Below are 25,504 nucleotides of genomic sequence, written 5' to 3'. Positions count from 1 at the left end.
GGTTGGCCCAAACCCTGTCGGGGTTCCCTGTTCTGTGGTGTCTTCGTGATTGGTCATTTCAAAGGTCTCTTGAAACAACGCCCACGGATCTCCTATCCCGAAGGGATCGAAGAGATTAGCCGGTGGGAGTTCCCCCGGAGGGGCGAACTCCCACCGGTAGGAGCCCGTTAGACCCGCCGCACCCCGGAGGGGTGCCGGAAATCCACGAACGATACAGGCGCCGCCTCCGGTGCGCGGCCCGTCAACCGGACCGGTTTCCCGGTGGGAGCATCGCCTCCGGCGGAGCGCCCACCGGCTGCTAATTCTTTGAAATACGATTTGCATTTCTCCGTGCCTCAGTGCCTCTGTGAGAGAGAAGGATTTTTTACGGGGCGTCAACCGTTCCGGGGAACAGTTCCGAGTCGCAGGAAAGCGACCGTCCTGTGCGCTTTATTTCCCAGTGCCCCCGCCTTTCTGGGGCACGCGCCCGAGGGAGCGGACCAAACGCACACCTCCGGAGATTTCCCCCGGATCACGGTGTGCCCGCCTGGCGGAACGACAATCCTTGGCCCTCGACGTGTAATACCCGCCCCGGAGAATACGGCTGAAACTCTGCACATATTCACAACGGTAGTCTGTCGCCGGTCCGGTCGGGTAGGCTGCGTACTCGTCCCAGCACCACTCCTCGGCGTTCCCGTGAACGAGGTGAAGGTTCCAGGGGTTCACGGCAAGTCCATAAACCGATATACCATGTGTACCCGGAAGCCAGTTTCCAAAGAAATACGCAGCCGTCTCCAGTTGGTCGTAGGCATCATAGTCTGCATTGATATCACCACATCTCTCCGCGGTGTAGTTCGGCTCCGGGATCCAGAAGGGCGTCGTCGTCCCCGCCCGGCACAAGTATTCCCACTCTCCTTCCGTCGGCAGCCGGAACCCGTCAGCGTTCCAGTCGCAATAACAGATCCCGGTGGTGTAGTTGGCCGCCGACAGGGGTGATATAAACGCCGGATCGATATAGTAGCAGGGCTTTAGACTGTTCTGTTTCGACAACAGGTTGGCGTACAACACCGCTTCGTACCATGAACATTCCACCGGCCACGAAAGATAGTCTATGCTTTTTGCCGGCAATGTCGGTTGGAGGTTATGCAGGTATAACCAATCGCCATAAGACAACTCCGTCTCCATCACCGCCAGCTTGTACGTCAGCGTGTGCGAGAACTGGGCTTCGTCCGCCGACCGGCAGGGCTCGTTGACCGACGACCCCTGCGTGAAGTTCCCCGGCGGAACGAAGCGGAGAACCCCGACGATGGGGTCGTAGAAGACCTGGTCGCCGGCCGGCGGGTCCGCCTCGTCGTCCACCGGTTCCTCCGGGTCCTGAAGCGGCTGCCCGCCGAAAAACAGGTGCCGGTCCCCCGAATAGTTCCCGGTGATCCCGATGGGTGCGGGGAGCGGGGTCCCGCACCGGATGCGGAACGTGTCGAACTCGGTGTATTCGATCCCCTCCCAGATCTCGTTGCTGAGGCGCACGTACTGGTCTCCGGCACCCAAGGTCACCTGGGTCGTTCCCACCCGTACGCCCCCCATCCAGGCTTCCAGTTCAACCAGGACCGGGTCGGCCCCGGGGTTCACCATGGAGATGCCCGTGTAGTCCATCCAGGACCGCACCGAGTTGGGGAGGATCCACTCCCGGCAACGCTCGCTCGTCAGGAAGATCTCGCACAGGCTCGGCGAAGTGCCCGACTGGAAGGCCGCCTTCACCTTCAGGAGGCGGTCGGACGTCACCCGCGCCGTCCCGTTGTAGCTCATGTCGGCGGAAGGCACGCTCGCCCACGCCAGGGGCGGGACGGGGATGATCAGGAAGTCGCCCTGGAGAACCCCGTCCGCATTGTATCGCATCACGAAGGCATTTGCGATCCGGGTCCCGGGGTTGTAAAAGGCCAGCTCCGTCTTCCACCCCAAGACGTTGGTGACCTGCGGGCACCAGCAGTCGACCACGGCCGCCGTGCAACCGGACAAGCAAAGACAAAACGCCATTATCATGTAACCTTTGCGCATGATGAAACCTCCTTGGCCTTTCGTTGAAGCGATGAGGGTCTTGCTGAGGGTTATTCTAACGCGCAAAGGGAGCCGGGTCAATATTTTTGTCCAACTCTAGACCGTCATGCCGGTTGAGGCCTGAGCTTCACGGAAGTGAAGCGGCTCAGAGCGACGCCACAGTGCGAAAACGAAAATCCCGCCGCCTGTGGGGAAGGAACACTGCGTCCGGCGCCTCCGCGCGTTCGTCGAGCGGCGGCCGTGGGAAGCGTGAATTGTCGTCCCGGCGGACCGGGACGACAATTCACAACGGCGCCTCGCGCGTCCCCCGCTCTCTTCTGTTCGACCCGTTCGGCGTCGACGCTCGGCGCTCCGACAACGGCGCACAGGCTACCGGTCTCTGTGTTCCTGATATCCTTTGCGTTCTTTGTGGTTCGATAGCGCCCGGGGCAGGATGTCCACCGCGCCGATGGCGCTTTCCCCGTCCGGTCCCAGGGGAGGGCCCGGCAACTCCTGTCTTCTGCCTTCCTGGAGGTCCCCATGCCCGAGAAATGCACCGTCACGAGGTCCCACCGCCCCGACCCCGGCGAGCCCCTGGTCGCCCGGGCTGGAGACACGCTGCGCGTTGAAGAGCGCCCCACGGAGTGGGAGGGCTGGCTCTGGTCCGAAAACCCCGCCGGCGTCACCGCCTGGGTCCCCGTGGCGTACCTCGCCCGCGACGGCGACACGGCCCGCCTGACCCGGGATTATTCGTCCCGGGAACTGGACGTCGATCCCGGCGAAACCCTCGAGGTCCTCGAGGAGGAGTCCGGCTGGTACGTGGTCCGCGACGCCCGTGGCCGCACCGGCTGGGTCCCCGTCCGCGCCACTTCTCCTGTTTGATTCCATCCCCCAACGGGGTCGGTATCGCATCCAGGAAAGGGATGGGGCTTGACATCGTCCCCCTTTCCGTCTATTTTCCAAGCATGAATGCTCCATGGTTGCCTCGGTGAAAAGCCGCTGTCCCTGGACGGAAGCCCGGTGGGGCCGCCCCAGGTCCCGGCGGGCCGGATCGATTCGTGAGCCGTGATTCCCTTGGAGCGACCGGCCGGGAGGGCAGGTGAACCACCCAGTTTACCGGAAAGGGCAATTGGGAGCACTCCGGATCATCTCCTGGGTTTTCCTCTTCTTCGCCGGTTCGCTGCCAGGCGCGGACGGGTTCGTGTCCCTCAGGGAGAAGCTTGCCGGTGCGACGGGAAAGGACCGGCTCCCTCCGCTGATCGAACTGGCGGAAGGGCTCAAGATGGAAAATCCGCGCCAATCGCTGGAGTTCTCGGTCGAGGCCCTGTCCCTGCTCCGCTTGTTCCCGGACCGGGCCGTGGAGGTCCGGCTGCTGCGGATCGCCGCCGGCGCCCAGGAGAACCTGGGTGATTTCAACGCCGCGCTGCGGTATGGATACAGGATCCTGGAACTGGCCCGTTCCAACAATGACCCGGCCGCCTATGCGCAGGGCCAGCTCATCGTGGGCACGATGCTGGCGCGACAGGGCAAATACTCCCAGGCGATCGACTGCTGCAACCTGGCGAGGACCTGGTTCACGAACCTCGGCCGGCACGAACGACTGGCGGACGTGTACACCGTCTACGGGAAGATCTACGACAACCTCGGCGACTACGACAAGTCCTACGACTTCTTCCTGAAGTCCCTGCGAATTTTCGAGGAAATGGGAGACCACGCGAACGAGGCCTCCACCCACAATAACATCGGCACGCTCCACCTGAAGTCCCGGAACTACTCCGCCGCTCTCCGGAGCTACAATCGCGCCCTCTCCCTGGTCGACCCCGCTGCCCAACGCCTTCTGTCGAACATCTACAACAACATCGGTGCACTCCACTTCGAGAAGGGCGACTACCCTCAGGCCCTGGTATTTTTCGAGAAAGTGAGGGTCATGGAGAGCGAACTGGGATCAGAACAGGGGGTCGCCGTCTCCCAGTGCAACATCGGTGCGGTCTACGACCGACAGGACTTCCCGGCGAAAGCCCTCGAACTCTTCAAACAGTGCATGGCCACCAGCCGGAAAGTGGGCGACCAGTGGCTTCTGGCCGCGAGTCTGACCAACATGGGGAGCTCCTACAGCAAGCTGGGGCGCTTCGCCGAAGCCCGCGAGTCCGCCGACCAGGCCCTGGCCCTGGCCAGGGCCATCATGGCCCGGGACCTGGTCCGTGACTGCTGCCAGACGCTCTCCGAGATCAGTGAACGCGAAGGCGACTTCCGCCAGGCCCTGAGTTACCACAAGCAGGTTGACCAGATCCAGGAGGAGATCGTCAACAGTGAGAAGCGCAAGAACTTCTCGGACATGCGAGCCAACTACGAGATCGACAAGAAAGCCCGTGAAGTTGAGCTGCTGAAGAAAGACCGTGCGATCCAGGACCTCGAACTCGAGCGAAGCCGGATGCTCAGGACCACGACCCTCGGCGGGCTGGCGGCGGCGGTCGGACTCGTTTTCCTGGTGCTCAACCGGTACCGGCGGAAGGCACACGACGCCCGCACCATCAGCCGGATCAACCGGGAACTGGAAGAGGCCAACCGGAAGCTGGAGACGGCGGCCAGGACGGACCCTCTCACCGGGCTTTTCAACCGGCGCTATATCCAGGAGGCGGCCCAGAAGGAGATCGGCCGGTTCCAGCGACACCAGCACCCGTTCGCCGTGGTCATCGGCGACATCGACCACTTCAAGGAGTTCAACGACCGACACGGGCACGCCTGCGGTGACCACGTGCTTAAGGAGATCGCACGGACCATGCGGCGGTTCCTGCGGAAGCAGGACCTGGCCGGGCGCTGGGGCGGAGAGGAATTCATCTGGCTGCTCCCCGAAACGGACCGGGAAGGGGCCGCTGCGGTGGCCGAGCGCTTCCGCGGGGAGATCGAATCGATGGCCTGTTCCTTCCAGGAGCAGGATCTGAAAGTGACCATGACCCTGGGCGTCGCGCCCTTCGAAGCTGACAGCGATTTCGAGGGTTGCGTCCGGCGCGCCGATGAAGCGCTCTACCGGGGCAAACAGGCGGGCCGGAATCAGGTCGCAGTAGGGGAAAGGCTGTAGGCTGTAGGCTGTAGGTCCGGAGGCTTTGCCGGCGGGGTCTGGATCAGGTGGAGTGCGGTGCGGAGTTCCGACAGAGCGCCGCTTTGCCTGCGCCGCGCAGGCTTCCGGCGCAGCGCGGGAATCTCGCCCTTTTCCGGGATTCAGGTGCATTGCCTCGGTGCCGCTGGCCGGGCGACACCGTTGCCCCCGCGGCAGGCGTAAACCCCTTCCGACGGCGTTCCGGAAGCCTGCGCGCCTCCTTGTCGGCTGGTTCGAAAGCGGCGCTTCGGCAGCCTCCGCGCCGCACTCCACACGGCTTTCCCCTTCCGACGGTGCGCCGGCAGCCGGCATACCTTTCCATCGGCAGGGCTCAAGGCGGCGGCTTCCCGACGGTGTCAAATCATGCGGCGAATCGCCCGAAAAGTGTTGACACGATCCCGTATCCCGAAGAGATACAGGAGATTAGCCGGCGGGGAATCCGTTCAGGTTCACGTGGTTCTGGGTCAGCCAGGACAGGTCCACCGCCCCGGGGGACGCCGTCCCCACGAAGCCCAGCTGCGAGAGGTACCAGTACGCCAGGGTCCCCGACGGCGCGTGCCGCCAGAGCAGGTCCGCGTGCCCGTCCTGGTTGAAGTCGCCGGTACCGGCCACCTTCCAGTCCGGGTCTCCCAGTTCGCCCACGTAGACGTCCCCCTTGATCCCGGTCCCGCTCATCAGCCAGGCCGACAGGGTCCCTGTCGCGGCATGCCGCCAGAAGATGTCCGCGCAGCCGTCCCGGTCCAGGTCGCCGAGCCCCGTGATCCGCCACGCCGGGTCCACCGTGCCGGGGGACAGGTCGCCGGTGAAGACCCCCGCCGCGTTCAGGAACCAGAGGGACATTGCCCCCGTGGGGACGTGGCGCCAGAGGAGGTCCGTCTTCCCGTCGCCGTTGAAGTCGGCCACCCCGATCACCTGCCAGTCGGTCGTCGCGACGGTCCCGACGAGGACCGAACCCGTGACGGTCCCGCCGTCCAGGAACCAGAGGCTCAGCAGGCCCAGAGCGTCGTTGCGCCAGAAGAGGTCCGTCTTCCCGTCGCCGTTCACGTCGCCGGTCCCCTGGGTGACCCAGGCGGTGTCCACCGACCCGGGCGAGGGGGAAGAAGCCACGCCGGACGGGCCGAGGAGCCACAGCGACAGCCCCCCCGTGGAAACGTCGCGCCACAGGATGTCGCACCGGCCGTCCCCGTCGAAGTCGCCCGTCCCCTTCACCTGCCAGCCGGTGCCTCCCGTGAGGCCCAGGAAGAGGTCCGTCACCGCGCCCCCGTCGCCCGTCAGCCAGGCCGTCAGGACGCCGCCGGTGTCGTTCCGCCAGAGAACATCGGCGATCCCGTCGCCGTTGAAGTCGTCGGCGGTATGGTTCGGCGTCTGCCGGACCGTCACCCAGGCGGTGTCGGACGCGACCTCCGGCCCGCAGTTGCCCTGAACCTGGACCCAGAAGGGGGTCGTGTCCGTCAGGGGGTCGGTGGTCAGGAACGACGAGTTATCGCTCACGGGGACGGACATGTCCCCGCTGAGACCCCGGTACCACTGGTAGACGAGGGAGTCCCCCACGGCCGTCACGCTCAGCGTGGCCGCATCGCCCGACTGGACGGTGACCGCCTCCGGCTGCCCCGTGATGGCGTTGGTTTCGTAGACGGTGACCAGGTAGTCGTTGTAGGTCGACTCGCAGCCGCCGGGGTTCGAGACGGTCACGGAGTAATACTCGGAGGATGCCGGTGAGATGTCGATGCTCTGGTTGGTTTCCCCCGTGCTCCAGTAATACTCGCAGCCGTCCGGCCAGGCGGTCAGCGTGATGGTGTCCCCCTGGCACATCTCGAAGGGCCCCAGGATGTCCGCTCCGGGGTAGTCCCAGACCGTCACCAGGAAATCCGGTGCGGTCCCGGTGCAGCCGTTCGCGTCGGAGACGGTCACGGAGTAAGAGGTGTCGACCCCGGGCGAGACGTCGATGGTCTGGGTGGTCTCGCCCCCCGGGGACCACAGGTAGGAGGTGTAGCCCGCCCCCGCGTCCAGCGTGATGACCTCGCCCAGGCACAGGTGGTCCGGCCCCGTGACGTCCGGCGCGGGGGAATCGTAAACCCCCACCCAGTGGTCGTCCGAGGCCGGGTTCCCCTCGCCGTCGGTCACGGTGACGGTGTAGGTCTCGCCGGGGTACGCCGGGTACACTTCGATGGTCTGGGTGCTCTCCCCCGTGCTCCACGCGTAGGAGGCGTAACCCGGCCCCGCGTCCAGCGTTGCGCTCTCCCCCGGGCACACCCCGTCCGGGCCGGTGATGTCCACCCAGGCCTGTGCCGGCAGGCTCGATGCGCCGCAGGCGGCCGTCAGCGCGAGAACCAGGAAGGAGAATCGCGGCAGCCTCCGAAGGGTGGGGGTCCGGGAGCCGGTCGAACTCGGTCTCGTTTCCATGGGGGCCTCCTTGCCGGAAAGAAGTGTGCGGGACGGAGAAAGCGTACGAAGGGAGTGTACCACGATTTCACGGCGAATGTGAAGGGAGTGCTCCGAGCGTGGGCCTCGCCGACGCCCCCGGGGCCGGACCTTGACCCCACGATGAAAAACCGGGGACAACGCGTCAGGACAGCCGCGAACCGGTGCAGCTCCTCACGGGGGCGGGCAAGAAAAAACCCGCCGCCCGGGGCCGGGCGGCGGGTTGGGTTTTGCGCGGACGGTGTGCAGGTTAAAGCCTACATCCCTCCGGCGAAGATCACGCCGTTCTGGACCCGCCAGCCAAGGTCCACGACGCCCATGGCCATGTCGCCGACGTGGCCGGCTTCCGTGCAGAGCCAGACGGAAATTTCGCCGGTGTTGATGTTGCGGAGTAAGACGTCGCTCTTCCCGTTGCCGTTGAAGTCGCCGATGGCGTCCACGCTCCAGTCGTCGTTGGGCAGGGTGCCCAGGTTCACGGAGGTCCAGACGCCGTAGATGGTCTGGTACCAGGCGTCGAGGTTCCGGAGGGTGGCGTTGTACCAGAAGATGTCCGCTTTCCGGTCGCCGTTCACGTCCCCGAGGCCGACGATCTGCCAGGCCACGTCGACGTTGCCGGGGGAGGTGGCCGAAAGGTAGCCGGCCGCGCCCACGTGCCAGATGGAGAGGTCTCCTGTGGACACCGTGCGCCAGAGGACGTCCTTCCGCTGGTCGCCGTTGAAGTCGGCGACGCCCTCCACCTTCCAGTCGATGGAGCCGACATCGGCCACGTTGACGGCACTCTTGACGCCGGTGGCGTTCAACAGCCACAGGGACACGTTGGTACCGTTCTTCCAGTAGATGTCCGCGTAACAGTCGCCGTCCGCGTCACCCGTCCCCACGACGGTGAAGGACAGGTCCACGGGCCCGAGGTAGAGCTGGGTGGCAAAGCCGAGGGGATTTAGGTTCCAGATCACCACGTCGCCGGTGTTCTCATTGCGGAAAAGGAGGTCGCAGTTGCCGTCGGCGCTGAAGTCGGCGGCGCCGACGATCTGCCAGGGCGGGTTGGGGACGACGCCGGGGGTGACGCTGCCGACCGTTCCCGCGCCGCTCATGTACCAGGCGCTGAGCTCGCCGCTGGTGGCGTGACGCCAGAGGATGTCGCTGGTGAAGTTGGTGTAGTTGATGTCGAACTCGGCCGCCGGGTGGTTGCCCGTCAGGCAGGTGCAGGTCCAATACGCATAGCCGGTGTTCCGGGGAATCGGCGTCGTTGTTTCGAAGTCGGAGGCGTTGTTGTCGGTTTCCGTACAGCCCCCGGTCTTCCGGATCACGGAGGTCGTGTTCGACGGGGCCGCTGTCGGCCCGGTGCCTTCATAGCAATTCGCGGTCGTCCCGTAACCGACGAGATCAATCACCGCCGCGCCGGAGGGACAGGCCCCGGTCAGCGCTGTCGTGGCGTTGGACAAGGCGATCTTGCCACTGGTCCCTCCCATCGTGAAGGTCCCCGTAGCATCGGGTGTGGGCAGCGCGGGTGCAGCCCCGGAGCCGGCGGCCTCCTGAATGAGGTAGTATTGCCCGGGATTGATGCTGCCGGACAAGGTCGTCACCGACCACGACGTTCCCGTCGCGGAAGTCCACTGCACCGACCACCCGGTGAGATCCACGGTCGTGGTGCCCAGGTTGTAAAGCTCGATGAAATCGTTCTTCCAGGGCGCACCGGAGTTCCCGCCGCCGCCGTAGACCTGGCTGATCACGACGGTCGTCGATACCGCCGCGGACCAGCAGGACATGAGCCCGATGACCAGCAGGACGACCAGGAACCAAGGGCCCCTGCCCGTTTGGACGCGTGTTGATGTGCTTATCATGTCTTCCTCCCGTGAAATTGATTTCTTGCATGCCGGCCGTTGAAGACCTGTCCACTATTGTAGTGGCCCACAACAGCGATGGCAAGCCAATTCTGTTGCAAAAGCTCCGCCCGGCCCTCACAAACCGCTTCGCCGGGCGGAAAAGACGCGGAGGAGGGGGAGAAAGCGGTCGAAGAAGATGCGGTGGGTGATGACGCCCTCCACCTTTCCCGACGCGTCCACGACGGGGAGAAGGTCCTCGCCGGCCCGGAGCGCTTCGAGGGTCTCGTAGAACGGAAGGTCGGGTCCGACCGTCCGCCTGAAGGGCCGGACCAGTTCCGACAGGGGTACGGCGCCGACGAGGTGAAGCATGTCGCGGGAGAGAAACCCCGCCAGCGCCCCGTCGGGCCCGAGGCAGACGATCCGGGGGTCACGGCAGTCCCTCCAGGTTTTCAGGATCGCCACAGGCGGGTCGTCCAGCCGAATCAGGGGAAAACGCCGCCGCATCAGGTCCCCCGCCTTGACCTCGGCCATGGCCCCGAGGTCCCGGTTCCGCCGGAAATTGATCCGCCACCGCGCCAGGGGGGCAATGTAGAGGGAATCCGAGCCGGTCCCGAACGCCACGGCGGTGGAGAGGACCGTGGCCGTCATCAGGGGGAGCATGACGCTGTAGTCCCGGGTGAGTTCGAAGATCAGCACCACGGCGGTCAGGGGGGCGTGGATCGTCCCGGAGAGCACGGCGGCCATCCCCACGGTGGCGTAGGCCCCCTGGGTCCCCAGCCCCGGGATCAACCCCTGCTGCAGCCCGCCCACCAGGGCGCCGAGGGACGCCCCGATCAGCAGGGATGGGGCGAAGATCCCCCCGGAATTCCCCGACTGCAGGGTGAGCGCCGTGGCCACGATCTTCGTCAGACAGACCAGCCCCATGACGGGCAGGGCGAACTCGACCCGAAGCACGTCGTCGATGACGTCGTGCCCAAAACCTCCCGCCTGGGGCACTGCCAGAAGGATCAACCCAACCCCCGCGGCCCCGACCAGGGGGTGCAACCGGGAGAACGGGAGCCTCTCGAAAATTTCCCGGACCGTGGCCATGACCCGGCAGAACAGGGAGGACACCAGGCCGGCCGCCACGCCCAGGACCGCGTAGGTGAACAACTCGAGGGGATTTTTCAGGACGAAGGGGGGCACCTGGAACGCAGGGCTGTCCCCGGAGAGCCATCGGGTCACGGAGGAAGCGGCCGCCGCGGCCAGGAGGACCGGGGTGACGGCGGAGAGGGTGAGATCGTTGAGCAGGATCAGTTCCAGGCCGAACAGGACCCCGGCGAGGGGGGCGTTGAAGACGGCGCCGATCCCTGCCGCGGCGCCGGCGGCCAGGAGGATCCGGGTGTGGTGGGGGTCGGACTTCGCTCCTTTCCCGACGAGAGACCCGGCGGCGGCGCCCACGAAGGCCATGGGGCCCTCGGGACCGGCGGAACCGCCGGAGCCGAGCGTGAGGACGGAGGTCACGAAACAGACGAGGGCATCCTTCACCCGGATGAAGCGGGACCGGATGGACGACTCGATGATGGCGGGAACATACTCTCCGACCCAGGACCGGAGACCGGCCAGGAAGAGGACCAGGGCGCCCGCCCCCGCCACGGGCATCAGGAAGCCGAGGAAAAGCGGGAGGGTCGAGAACACTTTCCGAAAGCCGCGGGCCGTGATTTCGATGGCCTCCCGGTACCCCGCGGCCACAAAACCCACGCCCACGCCCAGGAGGATGGCGAGAACCAGCGGCCCCAGGCGTCGGACCGCCGGGTTGTCGGGGGAGGGAAAGCGGCTCATAACGCACACCGCCGTCGGCCGGGCGGTGGCCCGGCCGAAGATCCCGGACCGACAGGGGTCCCGTGCGGTCTCACGAAACCGGCGGGAATCGTCCGGGAAACCCAAGCCTTTCCGATGGGGGGAATGGTCGTCTTCATCGGCTCACCGATCGCCATCATACATCGGAATGAATGGGCCGGGGCATGATTTGTGGACCGGGAAACCGGGTGGTGCACCGATCCGTCGGGAAAAGCCAGCGGACGGGGCCCCGCGAAGCGCCCGGGGAATCACTCCCTCCCGCAAGGGTCCGGATGGAGGGCCCGTGTTCCGATCCCGATTCCCCGGAAAAATCAGCTTGATTTAGACCTATGCAAGTTATATCATCCCACTCAAAGGGTTCTTTCTGCGCGCACGCCCCTCCGGCAGCGACGAACCACGAAGTCTTTTGGCGAGGGGCCCATTCACCTTCTGGAGGTTTCCATGTTGCGACGCTCGCTGATCATCCTGAGCATCCTGCTTGTTTGTGGTTTCTTCGCAGCCGCGGAGGAAAACGACGGCCGCATCGAAGCTTCGGCCTACGTCGGGTTCATCCGCTTCCAGGACAGCACCAACCTTGAATCGACCTACATCTCGGGGGGACGCTTCTCGTATGCCTTCACCGACCACGTGGCGGTGGAGGGGCAGTTCGGCTACCTCAACGCCGACGTCCGGAACCCCCTCCAGGTCCCGCTGGAGGACAACCAGTTCGGCTGGCCGGACCAGACCACGAAGGGCGTCACCTTCGGGGGCGGGGTGCTGTATCACTTCCTCCCCAAGGAGAAGGTCAACCCCTTCGTCTACGCCGGGATGGGCATCGCCCACTTCATACCCAACGTCACCGACTCCGTGAACAAGTTCATGGCGGAGTTCGGCGGCGGCGTCAAGATCTGGCTGAACAAGAACATCGCCTTCCGTGCGGACATCCGGGACGCCATCATTTTCTCCAGCACCCGGCACAACCTGGTCCTCACCGCCGGGCTGGTTTTCGGTTTCGGCGACCTGTGAAGCGCAGCGAAAGGGAATTGAGGGGAGAGATTATTCCATCAGGAGGTAGTCATGGTTAGGCGTTCGTTGATCCTGCTGATCGTCCTCATCGCGGCCGGCTATTTCGCCGTCGCCCAGGTGAACGACGGCCGCATCGAGTTTTCACCCTACGTCGGTTTCCTCCGCTTCTCGGACGGCACCAACCTCGAGTCGTCCTACATCGCAGGCGGACGGTTCTCCTACGCTTTCACCGACCACGTGGCCGTCGAAGGCCAGTTCGGCTATTTGAACGCCGACGTCCGGGACCCCCTCCTCATTCCCGTGGAGGACAACCAGTTCGGTTGGCCGAACCAGACCACGAAGGGTTACACCTTCGGCGGCGGCGTGCTGTACCACCTCATCCCCAAGGAGAAGGTCAATCCTTTCTTCTACGGCGGGATGGGCATCGCCCACTTCACGCCCAACGTCACCGACTCCCTGAACAAGTTCACGGCCGAGATCGGCGGGGGCGTCAAGGTCTGGTTGAGCAAGAACATCGCTTTCCGCGCGGATGTCCGGGACGCCATCGTCTTCTCCAGCACCCGGCACAACCTGCTGCTCACTGCCGGCCTGGTCTTCGGTTTCGGCGACCTGGAAAGCCCCGAGCCGCCGCCGCCTCCCCCGCCGCCGCCGGCGCCCAAGCCCGAGCCCAAGCCCGAGCCGCCGCCGCCGCCTCCCCCGCCGAAGCCCGAGCCCAAACCCGAGCCCAAGCCCGAGCCGCCGCCTCCCCCGCCGCCGCCGGCGCCCAAGCCCGAGCCCAAGCCCATCATCCTGGAAGACGTCCACTTCGCTTTCGACAAGTCCACCCTGACCGACGAAGCCAAGGACATCCTCCGCAAGAACATCGGCGTGATGAAGGAAAACCCGGGCATCAAGGTCCGGATCGAGGGCCACACCTGCGCCCATGGTTCCGAGAAGTACAACCAGCGGCTCAGCGAACGCCGGGCCCAGGCCGTCATGGAATTCCTGGTCCAGGAAGGCGGCATCCCGGAATCCCGCCTCTCCAGCATGGCCTACGGCGAGACCCGCCTGGCCCGCCCGGAAGTCCCCACGGCCGCAAACAAGGATTCCGAAGAGGCCAAGTTCAACCGCCGGGTCCATTTCGAGATCGTCGTTCAGTAACCGGACCGTTCGCCGCGCAGGGGCCCCTCCCGGGGTCCCTGCCGTTTTTTTTCATGCCTTCAGGGATTTCCCCCCAACTGCAACATGGGAGCGACGTTTTGCGCATGATAGGGATCTTCTCGGCAATGGCGTCCCGTGCCCGCCGGTTCGCCGTCCTCGTTTGCCTGTTCGCCTCCGCAGTCGGTCCCGGCGCCGCCCCGGCCGGCTCGAGCCCCACACCCGCCCAAAGCGTCCTCCGGTTCCGGGAGATCACGGCGGACCGGACGCACCGGATCGGCCTCCCCGCAATCCCCTTTCTGAAAATCGCCTTGGGCGACCTGGACGGCGACGGACGGCCGGAACTGGTCACCGGGGCCAAGGACGGGACGGTCTCCGTTTACACGCCGGGGCCCGATCGCCGCTGGAAGGAACTCCCGGGGTGGGCGGACGGGGTGAGGGCCAACGCCTTCTCGGCCCCCGCTCTCGGGGACCTGGACGGGGACGGGCGCCTCGACCTCCTGGTGGGCACCGGGGGTTTCTCGAAGGTCTCGGGACGGGTCCTGTTGTTCCGGAACGTCCCGGGAACTGACCGGCCTCGCTGGGAACTGGCGGGTGAACTGCCCGACGACGTGGGCGACGACGCGGCCCCGGCCCTGGCGGACGTGGACCTGGACGGCAAGCCCGAGGTCCTGGTGGGCAACTCGGAGGGGGTCCTCCGGGCTTTCCGGCAGAAAAAGGACTTCCTGTTCGAAAAAACCGGCCTTCCGGCGGGTCTGTGGGCCCCTTCCGGCAAGTACGCCTCCCCCACGGGCGCGCGGCTGGACGGGGCGGGCTTCCTCGCGGTCGGCATCTCGACGGGCAAAGTCCGTCTCTTCTGCGTCCGGCGCAGCGGGACGCGCGCGTCCGTGATCCCCCTCCTGCCCTCCCTCCCGGCAAGCTCCTTCCCGTCCCCGGCTTTCGGCGACCTGGACGGGGACGGGCTCCTCGAACTCCTGGTGGCCGACTCGGACGGGAACCTGGCGGTCTGGCGGTCCGACGGCCCGGAGTACCGCCGGTGGTCGGCCGACCGGGAGCTGGTCCGGCCGGGGGTGCGGTTTCGACCCTCCTGCGCACCGGCCGCCGTGGCCCGGGACGGCGGGGTCGACCTTCTCCTGGGGGACCAGGACGGCGCACTGACGTGGCTGCGGAAGGAGGGGGCGGACGGGCCCTGGGCGGAGCAACCCGCCGACGCCGCCTCGCCTCGGGTCCCGGGGTACAGCAGGCCCTGCGAAGTGTCCTGGAAGGGCAGACGCCTCATCCTCGTCGGCGACGGGAGCGGGAGGGTCCACGCCTTCTCGGGGCCGGCGAATGCGGGGAGCGGCCCCTGGGCGCGCTTCGCGGGGTTCCCCGACGGGGCCAGGGTCCCGGGGCACGCCACCCCGTCCGCCATGGACCTGGACGGCGACGGGGAACCGGAGTTGGTGGTGGGCGACCAGTACGGCACGCTGAATGTCTTCTCCTTGCGGGAAGCGGAGCGCACATCGAAGAAGAAGCGGAAGGCCGGGCCCGTCTGGGTGCAGACCCCCCACGAGGAGTTGTCCCGGATAAAATCCAGGGGCGGTTTCGCCGTCCCCGCCTTCCTGGAAACCCCGGACGCCGTGTGGCTGTTCCTGGGCCAGCAGGACGGCCAGGTCCGCACCTTCTCGGCCCGGAGGACCGGCGGGCGCATCGGGGAGTTCACGGAACACGAGGCCGCGTTTCCCCGTTTCCGGGAGAACGCTTCCCCGGCCGCGTTCCTCGAGGGGGACCGGATTCGCGTCGTGGTGGGCGACCGGGACGGGAACCTCCGCGAGTTTGTCCTGGAAACGCCCTCGAACGGAAACCCTCCGGACCCGCAGCCCAAACCCGACAAACCGGAATAGCAACAACAAGATACACGAAAGAAGAATTCAGAATCCAGAATTCAGAATCCAGAATTCAGAATCCAGAATTCAGAATCCAGAATTCAGAAGCCAGAAACCAGGAGGGGGAGACAGCCCTCAGGAGGCCTTGGTTGGGAGACAGGAGGAAGGAGGCGGCGTTCGCTCTGTTGACCGTGCTCTGTGCCTCTGTGCCTCTGTGAGAGACCTTCTGGAAGCTTTCTCCCGGAGGCGCGGAACTTGGTGATGGCGCGCTTTCATGCCCCCGGGCCGCATCCGAGGGCTGCCTGGATTTCTTTGCGTACTTTGCGCCTTCGCGAGATCAGGATCCGGATTGTCTCTCGCCAAGGCGCCAAGCTCGCAAAGAAAGACCGAACAGGCCGCTGCTCCCCCTCCTGGCGGGTGTTTCGAGCGATCGTCCCGTCTTCCCTGCGCGAGTGGCATCGGGGTCGCGCTCCGCGGCCCGGCCTCTCCGGGTGCGGCCTTCCGTGGAGTTCCGGCCGGGAACAACCCGCCTTCCCCGTGCCTGTGAGATCCGAATCCGGGCTTCTTGCGGGCTCACCGCGTGTTGCTCAATTTGACAAAAACGATCACTCTGTAAGCGACGAGAACCTGCAGCCTGCCTCGCTTCCCGCCCACCCCGCCTCCCGCCGTCATCACGTTTTCCCTTGCTTTTCCTCCCGTTTTCGTCTATAAAAATCAAAGCTTGATGACCCCGCAAAAAGTCGCGAAAGGGAGATTTCCCGCGAATAACACGAATATACGCGAATTTATAACACGAATAATATCTATTGATTGTTGATTTCTGATTCGCGTTCATTCGCGTGATTCGCGGGCATAAAAGACTTTTTGCGGGGGCGTCAAAGCTTCATTTTCTGTAGGCCAGTCAAGCCCGGGGGGATTATGGCGGGGTCAAGGCAAACGGGCGTGGGTGCAACCGACGCCGCAACCAAAGCATATTCTGCTCTTATTTTTCCAATATCAGGAGGTCGTGGATGAACAAGCGTTGGCGAGCAACCGGGATCCTGGTTTGCGGTCTCTTCCTTCTTCTGACCGCGAATTCCGCCTTCCTCTGCGCCGGGGACACAGCCCTGCCTTCCCTCTCCACCGTTTTGAACAAGGATGGATCCGTCAGCCTTCAGCCCGATCTCCAGGGGTCTTTTGACCCGACAGGGTACCGGATGGTCCTGGACGAGAACAACCAGCCCCGGTTCCTTCCCGAGAACCCGGAGGGCTTCGACTTCCGCACCCTCGCCCGGAAGCAGCGGGAGCAGCAGGCGCCGAAGCCCCCCACCCGCAACGCCGCCATCCTCTTCCCGGGCGACGACAACTGGAGCACCCAGTACGCGTTCAAGGGCTGCGACTACGGCGTGTTCGCCGTCGCCGCGGGTTCCGGCGGGACCCTCTACATCGGGGGCGCCTTTTCATACGTGAACGGCATCCTGGTGAACGGGGTCGCCAAATGGAACGGCACCACCTGGTCCGCCATGGGCGGCGGCGTCACCCTGAGCGGGGGGCGCTACGGGATGATCAACTCCATCTCCGTGAACGGGTCCGACGTCTACGTGGCCGGGCAGTTCGACCACGCCGGGACCGTGGCCGCCAACAACGTGGCCCGGTGGAACGGGACCTCCTGGTCCGCGCTGGGGACCGGCACCGATGACTACTGCAACGCCGTACTCGCCACGGGCACGGACGTTTACGTCGGCGGTTACTTCGCGAACGCCGGCGGAGTGGCCGCCCCCTTCGCCGCCAGGTGGAACGGCACCACCTGGTCCGCCCTGGGGGCCCTGGACGACGAAGTCATGGCCTTCGCCACGAACATCATGGGGACCATTTATGTCGGGGGGTGGTTCCTGAACTCCGGGAGCACGACCCTGAACTACATCGCCCAGTGGAGCACCGTGGCGGGAGACTGGGTCGGCCTGGTCGATGGCGCCAAAACCGGGATGAACAACGCCGTCTACTCCCTGACCTGTGACGCGAGCGGAAATCTCTACGCCGGCGGCAACTTCACCAATGCAGGCGCCGACAACAGCGCCACCCGGATCGCCAAGTGGGACGGCGCCACCTGGAGCCACTTCGGGACCGGATGCAGCGGAACGGTCTGGGGCATCACCACCATCGGCACCGACCTGTACGCCTGCGGATCCTTCACGTCGGCGGGCGGCACCGCGGTCAATTACTCCGCCAGGTGGAACGGCACCGCCTGGTCCTCCCTGGGCGGCATGCTCAGCACCACGTACGGCGCGGCCACCGACGGCACCAGCGTCTTCATGGGCGGCAACTTCATGCAGGCCGGCGGCGTCAACTGCAACCGCATCGGCAAGTACAGCCCCACCGGCGGCACCTGGTCCTCCATGGAGACCACCTTCGGCGGCCGCGGGTGCAACGGGACGATCTACAGCCTCGCCGTGGACGGCTCCAACCTCTACGTCGGCGGTTTCTTCACCATGATCGGCGACGTCAACGCCCTCTGCATCGCCAAGTGGAACGGCACCGCCTGGTCCGCCCTGGGGGCCGGCGTCAACTCCAGCGTCTGGGCCATCCTGGTGGACGGGACCAACGTCTATGCCACCGGCTCCTTCACCTCCGCCGGCGGGGCGGCGGCCAACCGCATCGCCCGGTGGGACGGCGCCAACTGGAACACGATGGGCACCGGCCTGAGCAACAACACGGGGTACGCCCTGGCCAAGTACGGCTCCAACATCTGGGTGGGCGGAACCTTCACGACCCCCAACCGCATCGCCCAGTGGGACGGCTCCGCCTGGAGCACCACCCCCTTCGGCACCGGCCCCAACACCGGCGGTGTCTACGCCCTCGCCGTCACCGGCACCACCGCCTACGTGGGCGGCTCCTTCACCACCTTCAACGGGGTGGCCAACACCGCTTACATCGCCAAGTACAACGGGAGCGCGTGGTCCGCCCTGGGGACCGGCATGAACAACCAGGTGCGGGCGCTCTACCTCGACGGGACCGATGTGATCGCCGGCGGCTACTTCACCACGGCCGGCGGCACCACCTGCGGGTACATCGCCAGGTGGAACGGGACGGCCTGGTCCGCCTTCGGGACCGGCTTCACTTCCGCCAACGGCTACGTCATGGCCATCACCAAGTACAACGGCGAGATCTACGTGGGCGGGCAGTTCACGGAGACCGACTACTACTACAACTACTACGTGGCCAAGTGGAACGGCAGCGTCTGGCTGCCCCTCGGGAGCGGGTTGGAGTACTGGGCCTACACCGCCGTGTCCCTGCCGGACGGCGTCCTCTTCGGCGGCGCCTTCGTCAAGGCGGGCATCACCCCCTCCGCGCGCCTGGCCAAGTGGACGGATTACCGTCCTCCCATCGACATGAACGGCGACTGCTCAATGGACGTCGTGATGCGCAACTACTCCGACGGGTCCCTCACCGTGTGGTACATGTCCGAGGACGGGTACAGCGGGGCGGGCTACCTCGGCGGCCCCGTGAACGTCAAGGCCTCCATGGACGTCATGCTGGCCCCCTACGACTGGATGATCAAGGGGATCGGCGACTTCAACGGGGACGGCTTCAACGACCTGCTCTGGCAGCGCGGGAGCACCCGCGACGTCATCTTCTGGCTCACCGCCCCCATCGGGCATTCCACCGACGTTTACGTGGGGACCGTGTCGTCCACCGACTGGAGGATCGTCGGGGTTGGCGACTGCAACGGCGACCGGAAGGCCGACATCCTGTGGATCGACGTCACCACGGGCCTGATGTCCGTCTGGTACTGCGACGCCACCGGGCGCACCGGCATCGGCTACCTGGGCGGGAACATCGACACGACCTGGAAGTACATGGGCGCCGGCGACCTCAACGGGGACGGCTTCGCCGACAACGTCATGCGGAACTCCGGCACCGGCGACGTGTATGTCCAGTACAACAACGCCTCCGGCCCCAGCGGGAGCCTCTCGCTCGGCAACAAGCCCACCGACTACGCCATGCTCGGGATCGCGGACTGCGACTGGGACCGCCGGGCCGACATCCTCTTCCGCAGCACCTCCACCGGCATGATCGACGTCTGGTACGTCGACGAGACCGGCATCAAGGGCACCGCCAGCTTCGGGCCCTGCGCGGCGGGCACGTGGACCTGCGTGGGCGTGGGGGACTTCGCCGGCAACGGCAATGCGGGGATCCTGTGGCGGAACCTCGCCTCCGGCGACATGTCCCTGTGGCTGCTGGACGGGACAGGCTTCGTCAAGGACGTTTACATGGGCAACGCAGCCACCGCCTGGACCGTGCAGAATTCGGTCAACTTCTCGGGAGGGGCCTACTGACCTTCCGCCGGTTTGAAGCGTAACGGCCTGATCGCACAAGGGGTGTCGCACCGGAGGGCCCGGGTGCGGCACCCCGCCTTTTTACCTCCACCTGTTTTTCTGTTTACGCGGCCGCGGATTTCTGCTAACATCCACCGTTGAAAAACCTATTTCTCAGGAGGTTCACATGGAAGACAGAAGGTGGGGAGACCGGGCAATGTATTTCCTGATCGGCGCATCCATCGGCGCCACCGTCGCGCTGCTCTTCGCGCCCCGCTCGGGCCAGGAAACCCGTGAGTTCATCGTCGGCAAGGTGAAAGACGTCCGGGAAGGCATCAAGGACATGTACCACAAGGGCAAGGACAAGGTCGTCCATGAGAAGGAGATGATTTCCCACGCCATCCAGGCCGGCAAGCAGGCTTACCGGGAAGAGAAGCAGACCAAGGCCCCGAAGGAGGAGTAGGCGAACCACGGGCCTCCCCCGCAACCGCCCGTTGAGGGTGAGGGGCAGCCCGGTTTTCGAGGGAAACCGGAGTTCCGCCGGTCGATTCTTCGAACAGGACGATGCTTTCCCGGCGCAAACCCGGGGAGGCACCGGCGCCAGAAAACACGGAGTGACATCATGGAATGGGCGATTGTCGCATTGATCTGTTTCCAGACCCTCATTCTCGCCGTGGTGGGCGTTGTGGTGTGGCGATTGGCGGCGAAACTGACCGCGACGGCGGACACCGTCCAGAAACTGGTTCGGACCGTCGAACCCCGCGTTCAGGAAGTCGTCGCCGACGTCCAGCGCTTCACCAAGACCATCCAGCCCATCGGTGAACAACTGGTGGACATCAGCATCGAGGTGAAGCGGATCGTCGAGATCTCGCGCCGCACCACGGAGCAGGTGGCCGACTACGTGGGCGAGACCACCCAGATGGTTCACCAGCAGACCACGAAGATCGACGGGATGGTGACGGAAGTCGTGAAGCGTTCCGAGATGATCATGGACCTCGTCACCACCACGATCCTCAACCCCGTCCGGGAGATCTCGTCGGTCTTCCGGGGCGTGAAGGCCGCCCTGGGCTATCTGCGGGGCGAACGCCCCCACCGTGACCGCGAGAAGTTCGCCGAAAGCGAGGAGATGTACCTTTGACGGACCGTTAAAACCCGGTCATCCGCGTTCGACGGCCCCCCCCGGGGCTGTTTTTTTATGGAGGAGCCATGATCGAATCCATCCAGGACCAAAAGGACACCATCGCCCAGTGGGCCTTCGACACCCGGCCCATCCTCGGCCGCTTCCACCTGTGGCTGGAAGACCTGGACATCCAGTGGATCCGCGGCAAGCCGGCCAAGGAGTTCACCAAGGAGATCTCGTTTCTCGACGGGAACATGGAGCGGCTCTTCGCCGTGACCGGCGCCGTCACCGCCCTCGGGACCAAGCTCTTCGGGCGATACGGCGAGGGGCGCGACCTCGACAAGGCCGGTCTCAACCAGGTCAAGAAGGACGCCGACGCCATTTCCGCCTACGCCATGAGCGAGAGCCTCTGGTACCTTTCGAGGCAGCTCCCCGAAAACCACGCCATCATGGTCTGCCTCGGGGAGGGGCTGATGCCCAAGGGCGGCGAGACCCCGGAGATGGGCTCCAACCCGCAGCTCGGCTTCGGCCGGGTCTACGCCCGGCCGTCCGTCGCCCGCTGGCTCGACAAACGCGTCCTCCGGCTCCTCAACCACGACAGCTACACCTGGGAGGATTTCTACGGGGAGATCAAGCAGGCGGGCATCACCGTCTGGGGAACGGCCATCGACACCCTCGAGAACACCTCGCTCTTCGCCAAGGGAGCCCCCGCTGGCCCGCTGACCGTCCTCCACGTCTTCAACCAGCCGCTGCGCATCACGAAACCCTACGAAGGGTACATGGGGAACCTCTTCCTGCCGCGGAAGGTGGTGCAGAACGCTTCCGACCAGGCCATTCTCCTCAACTTCCGGACCCCGCGGGAACTGGTGCTCAAGGCCCTCCGGATGACCTACCCCGGCCTGGCCAGCGGGAACGTCCACGTCTGGACCCTCCGGGGGAAGAGCCGGGAGCCGCGGATCGGCGACCTCTGGAAAGAGTGGCAGGCGCTCGGCGTCCACGTGATCGACGACGGTTGGGTCCTGCCGACGGGGATGGCGGCCTTCACCGAGTCCGGGACTTACGCCCCCACCTACCTGATCGGCGACTGGAAAGACGACGACGGGAACCCCCACGTGTTCCTCTGCGACGGTTACGCCGCCTCGGCGGAAGCCATGCAGGCCGCCTCTCTGGCGCCCATGCTGGGCCTGGAGGCCTCGCTGGCCATTTTCTCCTCCCGGTTCGACCTGCCCCATCACCGGGAGCAGTTCGTGATGGGACTCAACCCCGACGTCGCGGACTTCAAGCAGAAGCTCGAGAAAGTGGTCGGCAACCCTGTGACCGACGACGCCGCGGCCAATTACACCCGGATGATCCGGGACGCCGCCGATGCCGGGTTGCCGCTCCACAAGTTCACCATCCAGGCGGACGACTTCTTCCCGGAAAAGGCCTGGGACGTTCTGGCGGTCAGCGGTTACATGTGCCCGGACCCCTACTCGGGCGCCCCCGGCGTGGAATGCGTCGCTCCCGGCATCCTGCGGGTCACCGTGCGGCTGGCCGCCCCCCGGGGCGACAAGCGGATCACCTTCACCCTGCGCCTGATGGAGACCTTCGACCAGAGCCGGCTGGTCTTCAACCCGCTGCTGATCCGGTTCCTGGCGGGGGAGGACTACCAGTCCCGCGCCGTCCGCATCTCCGATTCCGGGCGGATCCGGAACGAACTCCAGACGCTCTGTGCCGAGGCCCTGGAATTCCTGGGCGACGAGAACATTCGCATCCACTTCGACAAGATCCCCCCCGAGGTGATCTCCCTCCCCAACCAGGCGCGGCTGCGGGACGTCCTGCTCTGGTACAAGCGCCGCCATCCCCTCTGGTTCAGCTGGCTGGAAATTGCCGATTGACGGGAACCGCTTCCCCTGTTCGTCGTAGTAGGCAAACGGGAAGGCCACCGCGGGGGAAACGGAAATGGAGCCATGAGAACAGGATTGAAACGATTGGATCAACAGGCGACGCCAACGCGGAACGGGGCGCTCGAAGACAACGCCCTCATGCTCAAGGCCCGGAACGGGTCGGAAGACGCTTTCTACGAGATCGTCTCCCGGTACAAGAACCCGATGGTGAACTACCTCTACCGACTCCTGGGCAACTACGACCTCGCGGTGGACCTGTCGCAGGACGTCTTTCTGAAGGTTTATCGGAACATGGAACGTTACGACGGCAACCTCAAATTCTCGACCTGGATCTACAAGATCGCCACCAACACGGCCATCGACGAAATGCGCAGGCGCAAGCGCCGCCCCGCCCTGGTGCTCGAGTCGGAGACGCTCCGGGACGGGGAGGAGGATTCCCGGAACCGCATCGTCGAGGCCGAGGCCTCCGGGAACCCCGAGGAAGCCCTTCTCGGCGGGGAGACCGCCCGCCGCCTGGGCGCCGCCATCGACTCCCTCGATCCCCAGCAGAAACAGATATTCATCCTCAAGGAGATTGCCCACATGCCCCTGGAGGAGATCTGCAAGGTGACGGGCATCAAGGTGGGGACCCTCAAGTCCAAGCTTTTCCGCGCCAGGGGTTACCTGAAGGAGCGGCTCCTTCCTTACTTCCGCGGAGGTGAGGCTGTATGAACTGCCGAGCACTTCAGCGATGGATCGCCTGCACCCCCGAATTCCGGGACGAAATCCTCGCCCGGCCCGAGGTCCGCGACCACCTCCGGCACTGCCCCGGGTGCGCCCGCTTCGCCCGGGAGGAGGCCGCCCTTTCCCGGGCCATCGGGCAACTCCCCGCGGTGGAGGCGCCCGCCGGCTTCGAGGACGAACTCCGGTTCCGACTGGCCGCCGCTCCCGAAACCCGCGCGCCCCGCCGGGGGACGACCTGGGTGAAGTACGCGGCCATCGCCGCCTCCGCGGTCCTGGTCATCCTCCTCACCGTGCTCGTGGGGACCCGGTCCACGGGGCCGGCGCCCCTCTCCCCCTCGGCGGCGGCGTCCCCTGCCCCGCCGACCCACGTCTTCCGCCCGGTCACCCCGCCCGCCCCGCTCCGCCCGGTGGACAACGTCCTGGCCGAGACCCGTCCCGTGGAGATCCCCCTGCCCGCCACCGTGACCCGCAAGCCCGCCAAGGACCAGGTTCGGCTCCTGTCGCACAACGTGGACTCGGGCGACACCATCGTGATCGAGATGCCGGCCTCCTACCGCATTCAGAACCTCCGCGAGCTGGAGGCCCAGTACATCCGGGAAGTGAGTTACTGACATGTTTTCCCTCCTTCTGAAGACCTGCCGGCGCGGCCCGCGGAGGGCGGGGTTTTTCCCCGCCGCCCTCGTCGCCCTGTCCGTCTTCGGGGCAGCCGTCGCCGGCCCCGCTGAAGAGACCGTCTTTCCGGTGGTCCCGGTCCGCCTGATCCGCACCGTCGCCGATTTCCGCCAACCGTGCCCCGCGGGCGGAGCGGCCTGCAACCACCCCTTCCGCCTCGAGAACTCCATCCTCGACAACTCGGAGTCCTTCTTCGTCCGGCGCGAGGCGGTGCTCCCGGGCGTCCTGCTCGACGCGCCCCGGCGGGTGGTGGTCATCGGCCTGTCGTGGCTCTGGCGCGAATTTTCGGGGAAGAACGTCGACGTCCGGGTCCTGCTCCCCGAATCCGAGGTCCCCTACGTCCCCATCGGCATCGACGAGCGGATCGGGTTGATGACGGCCGAGCCCGCCCAGCCGCAACCAGCCTACCCGCCGACGGGGATCGCGGTCCGGATGGCGCCGGCGGACCAGGGGTCCGACACCCGGTGGGTCTGTGTCCCGGGCGAGAACACCTTCCGGATCTGCCGGGCCCGTGACGACGAGTCTCACGGGTTGATTCACTGGGAAGCGCTGTCCGACCAGGGCACACCCCCGCTGATGCTCCCGGTGTTCGACAGTTCCGGGGGGTTCCGGGGTTTCTGCCGGCCTCAGCCCAACCCCATGGCCCCGCCTTCCGAGTGGCCGATGATCCGCCGGTCCCAGGTGGAGCGCAGTGTCCGGAAGTTGCTGCAGGTCCGGGGGAACATCCAGTCGGGGTACCTCGGCGTCTTCGTCGAGGACATCCTCCCCCGCAAGGCGGGTCAGGGCGTCCTCGTGAAAGGGGTCACCGAGGGGTCCCCGGCCCAGGCCGCCGGGATGGTCCCGGGAGACATCATCCTCCGGATCAACTCGGACCGGGTGTCCTCCACCCGCGAGTTCATCCAGGTCATCCAGGGGATGTCCCCCGACACCCCGGTCAAGCTCGAGGCCGTCCGCGGCGGGAAGTCCCTGCACCTGGAAACGGCCCTCGCCCGGGTCCCGGCCGTCGACGCCCCGTCCACCCCCTTCCTGCTGCCCTCGGAGCCGGCGGCCCGGAGCGAGGGGGCGGCCGTGACCCCCGCCTCGTCCGTCCGCTTCAAGGCGCGGCCGTCGGGCAAACCCTCCATCGGGATCTTCATGAGCGCCCCGAAGGCCGGGGACAGCCCCGGCGCCCGGGTGTCCTTTGTCCTGCCCAACTCCCCCGCCGAACAGGCGGGAATCCGGCCCGGCGACCTCCTCCTGGAGATCGACGGGAACCTCATCCAGGGCCCGCAGGACGTGTCGCGGATCGTGGCCGCCGCCCGGCGGGGCGAACCGCTCACCCTGCTCGTCTCCCGCGCCGGCGCCCAGCTGAACGTCCACGCCGCCCCCCGCTGACCCTCCCGCCGCCGGGAAACAGGACCATTTCAAACACAAGAACGCAAAACCGGAATTGGGCCGGAGAACGAAGTGCCTTCCCCCGGGGCGGGGCTTCGGTTATACTGTGGCGTCCTTCCGGGCGGCGGGAAGCCAGGGTCCCCGCTGACGGGTTCTTGAAAACCCGGAAATGGAACGGAAACGTTATGTTGCGCCTTTGATCGAGCCAGCGCCCTGAGGGCGGTGGTACTTTTC

The 25,504-nt window shown here is 65.8% G+C and carries 15 protein-coding genes and 1 pseudogene; 12 read left to right on the top strand and 4 right to left on the bottom strand.

From position 1 onward, the window contains the following. Positions 1–429: 429 nt before the first annotated feature. Positions 430–2,034 carry an SUMF1/EgtB/PvdO family nonheme iron enzyme gene (locus KA419_12075; GenBank protein ID MBP7866673.1) on the bottom strand — a complete coding sequence of 535 codons (1,605 nt, stop codon included), beginning with the start codon at positions 2,032–2,034 and terminating at the stop codon, positions 430–432. A 519-nt stretch (positions 2,035–2,553) separates the two neighbouring features. Between KA419_12075 and KA419_12070 the strand changes: the two genes are divergently transcribed. Together KA419_12070 and KA419_12065 are read left to right on the top strand one after the other, a co-directional pair. Further along, on the top strand, positions 2,554–2,895 hold the full coding sequence (locus KA419_12070; protein ID MBP7866672.1) for an SH3 domain-containing protein: 342 nt from the start codon (positions 2,554–2,556) through the stop codon (positions 2,893–2,895). Between the two features lie 217 nt (positions 2,896–3,112). Next, a complete protein-coding gene (locus KA419_12065) occupies positions 3,113–5,092 on the top strand; it encodes a GGDEF domain-containing protein (GenBank protein MBP7866671.1) in 1,980 nt (659 codons plus the stop codon). A gap of 441 nt (positions 5,093–5,533) precedes the next feature. On the opposite strand, the gene KA419_12060 is transcribed toward KA419_12065, so the two are convergent. From KA419_12060 to KA419_12050, 3 genes and pseudogenes are all read right to left on the bottom strand, one after another. Continuing rightward, the gene (locus tag KA419_12060) at positions 5,534–7,513 is read right to left on the bottom strand and encodes a VCBS repeat-containing protein (GenBank protein ID MBP7866670.1); all 1,980 of its coding nucleotides are present in this window, start codon (positions 7,511–7,513) and stop codon (positions 5,534–5,536) included. Between the two features lie 1,244 nt (positions 7,514–8,757). Continuing rightward, positions 8,758–9,297: pseudogene (locus KA419_12055) on the bottom strand (lamin tail domain-containing protein). Between the two features lie 192 nt (positions 9,298–9,489). Further along, positions 9,490–11,175 (bottom strand): chloride channel protein, encoded by a 1,686-nt coding sequence (locus KA419_12050; protein ID MBP7866669.1) that lies wholly within the window; start codon positions 11,173–11,175, stop codon positions 9,490–9,492. Between the two features lie 459 nt (positions 11,176–11,634). On the opposite strand from KA419_12050, the gene KA419_12045 reads away from it, so the two are divergent. From KA419_12045 to KA419_12000, 10 genes are all read left to right on the top strand, one after another. After that, on the top strand, positions 11,635–12,198 hold the full coding sequence (locus KA419_12045; protein ID MBP7866668.1) for an outer membrane beta-barrel domain-containing protein: 564 nt from the start codon (positions 11,635–11,637) through the stop codon (positions 12,196–12,198). A gap of 51 nt (positions 12,199–12,249) precedes the next feature. Then, positions 12,250–13,338, top strand: coding sequence for an OmpA family protein (locus KA419_12040; GenBank protein MBP7866667.1), 1,089 nt, complete (start codon positions 12,250–12,252; stop codon positions 13,336–13,338). 104 nt (positions 13,339–13,442) lie between these two features. After that, positions 13,443–15,218, top strand: a complete 1,776-nt coding sequence (locus KA419_12035; GenBank protein ID MBP7866666.1) for a VCBS repeat-containing protein — start codon at positions 13,443–13,445, stop codon at positions 15,216–15,218. A 992-nt stretch (positions 15,219–16,210) separates the two neighbouring features. After that, positions 16,211–19,516: a hypothetical protein gene (locus tag KA419_12030; protein ID MBP7866665.1), complete on the top strand. Its 3,306-nt coding sequence runs from the start codon at positions 16,211–16,213 to the stop codon at positions 19,514–19,516. Positions 19,517–19,682: 166 nt separating this feature from the next. Then, positions 19,683–19,958: a YtxH domain-containing protein gene (locus KA419_12025; GenBank protein MBP7866664.1), complete on the top strand. Its 276-nt coding sequence runs from the start codon at positions 19,683–19,685 to the stop codon at positions 19,956–19,958. 159 nt (positions 19,959–20,117) lie between these two features. Continuing rightward, entirely contained in the window at positions 20,118–20,633 is a 516-nt protein-coding gene (locus tag KA419_12020) for a hypothetical protein (protein MBP7866663.1), read from the top strand. A gap of 68 nt (positions 20,634–20,701) precedes the next feature. Next, a complete protein-coding gene (locus KA419_12015) occupies positions 20,702–22,492 on the top strand; it encodes a hypothetical protein (GenBank protein MBP7866662.1) in 1,791 nt (596 codons plus the stop codon). Positions 22,493–22,576: 84 nt separating this feature from the next. After that, complete coding sequence (locus KA419_12010) at positions 22,577–23,212, top strand: sigma-70 family RNA polymerase sigma factor (protein ID MBP7866661.1); 636 nt, start codon at positions 22,577–22,579, stop codon at positions 23,210–23,212. After that, positions 23,209–23,835, top strand: a complete 627-nt coding sequence (locus KA419_12005) for a hypothetical protein (protein ID MBP7866660.1) — start codon at positions 23,209–23,211, stop codon at positions 23,833–23,835. The genes KA419_12010 and KA419_12005 overlap by 4 nt, the downstream gene beginning before the upstream one ends. Before the next feature lies 1 nt (position 23,836). Continuing rightward, on the top strand, positions 23,837–25,270 hold the full coding sequence (locus KA419_12000; protein ID MBP7866659.1) for a PDZ domain-containing protein: 1,434 nt from the start codon (positions 23,837–23,839) through the stop codon (positions 25,268–25,270). The last annotated feature ends 234 nt before the right edge of the window (positions 25,271–25,504 follow it).

Source organism: Acidobacteriota bacterium, assembly GCA_018001935.1.
In the GTDB taxonomy this organism is placed as follows: Bacteria; Acidobacteriota; JAAYUB01; order JAAYUB01; family JAAYUB01; genus JAGNHB01.
This window is presented reverse-complemented; position numbering and strand designations above follow the sequence as displayed.

Excerpts from the sequence above, each read along its gene's own strand:
- KA419_12035 (MBP7866666.1), top strand. The coding sequence starts at position 13,443 with ATGATAGGGATCTTCTCGGCAATGGCGTCCCGTGCCCGCCGGTTCGCC.
- KA419_12015 (MBP7866662.1), top strand. The coding sequence starts at position 20,702 with ATGATCGAATCCATCCAGGACCAAAAGGACACCATCGCCCAGTGGGCC.
- KA419_12070 (MBP7866672.1), top strand. The coding sequence starts at position 2,554 with ATGCCCGAGAAATGCACCGTCACGAGGTCCCACCGCCCCGACCCCGGC.
- KA419_12000 (MBP7866659.1), top strand. The coding sequence starts at position 23,837 with ATGTTTTCCCTCCTTCTGAAGACCTGCCGGCGCGGCCCGCGGAGGGCG.
- KA419_12060 (MBP7866670.1), bottom strand. The coding sequence starts at position 7,513 with ATGGAAACGAGACCGAGTTCGACCGGCTCCCGGACCCCCACCCTTCGG.
- KA419_12075 (MBP7866673.1), bottom strand. The coding sequence starts at position 2,034 with ATGCGCAAAGGTTACATGATAATGGCGTTTTGTCTTTGCTTGTCCGGT.
- KA419_12045 (MBP7866668.1), top strand. The coding sequence starts at position 11,635 with ATGTTGCGACGCTCGCTGATCATCCTGAGCATCCTGCTTGTTTGTGGT.
- KA419_12050 (MBP7866669.1), bottom strand. The coding sequence starts at position 11,175 with ATGAGCCGCTTTCCCTCCCCCGACAACCCGGCGGTCCGACGCCTGGGG.
- KA419_12025 (MBP7866664.1), top strand. The coding sequence starts at position 19,683 with ATGGAAGACAGAAGGTGGGGAGACCGGGCAATGTATTTCCTGATCGGC.
- KA419_12040 (MBP7866667.1), top strand. The coding sequence starts at position 12,250 with ATGGTTAGGCGTTCGTTGATCCTGCTGATCGTCCTCATCGCGGCCGGC.
- KA419_12005 (MBP7866660.1), top strand. The coding sequence starts at position 23,209 with ATGAACTGCCGAGCACTTCAGCGATGGATCGCCTGCACCCCCGAATTC.
- KA419_12020 (MBP7866663.1), top strand. The coding sequence starts at position 20,118 with ATGGAATGGGCGATTGTCGCATTGATCTGTTTCCAGACCCTCATTCTC.
- KA419_12030 (MBP7866665.1), top strand. The coding sequence starts at position 16,211 with ATGAACAAGCGTTGGCGAGCAACCGGGATCCTGGTTTGCGGTCTCTTC.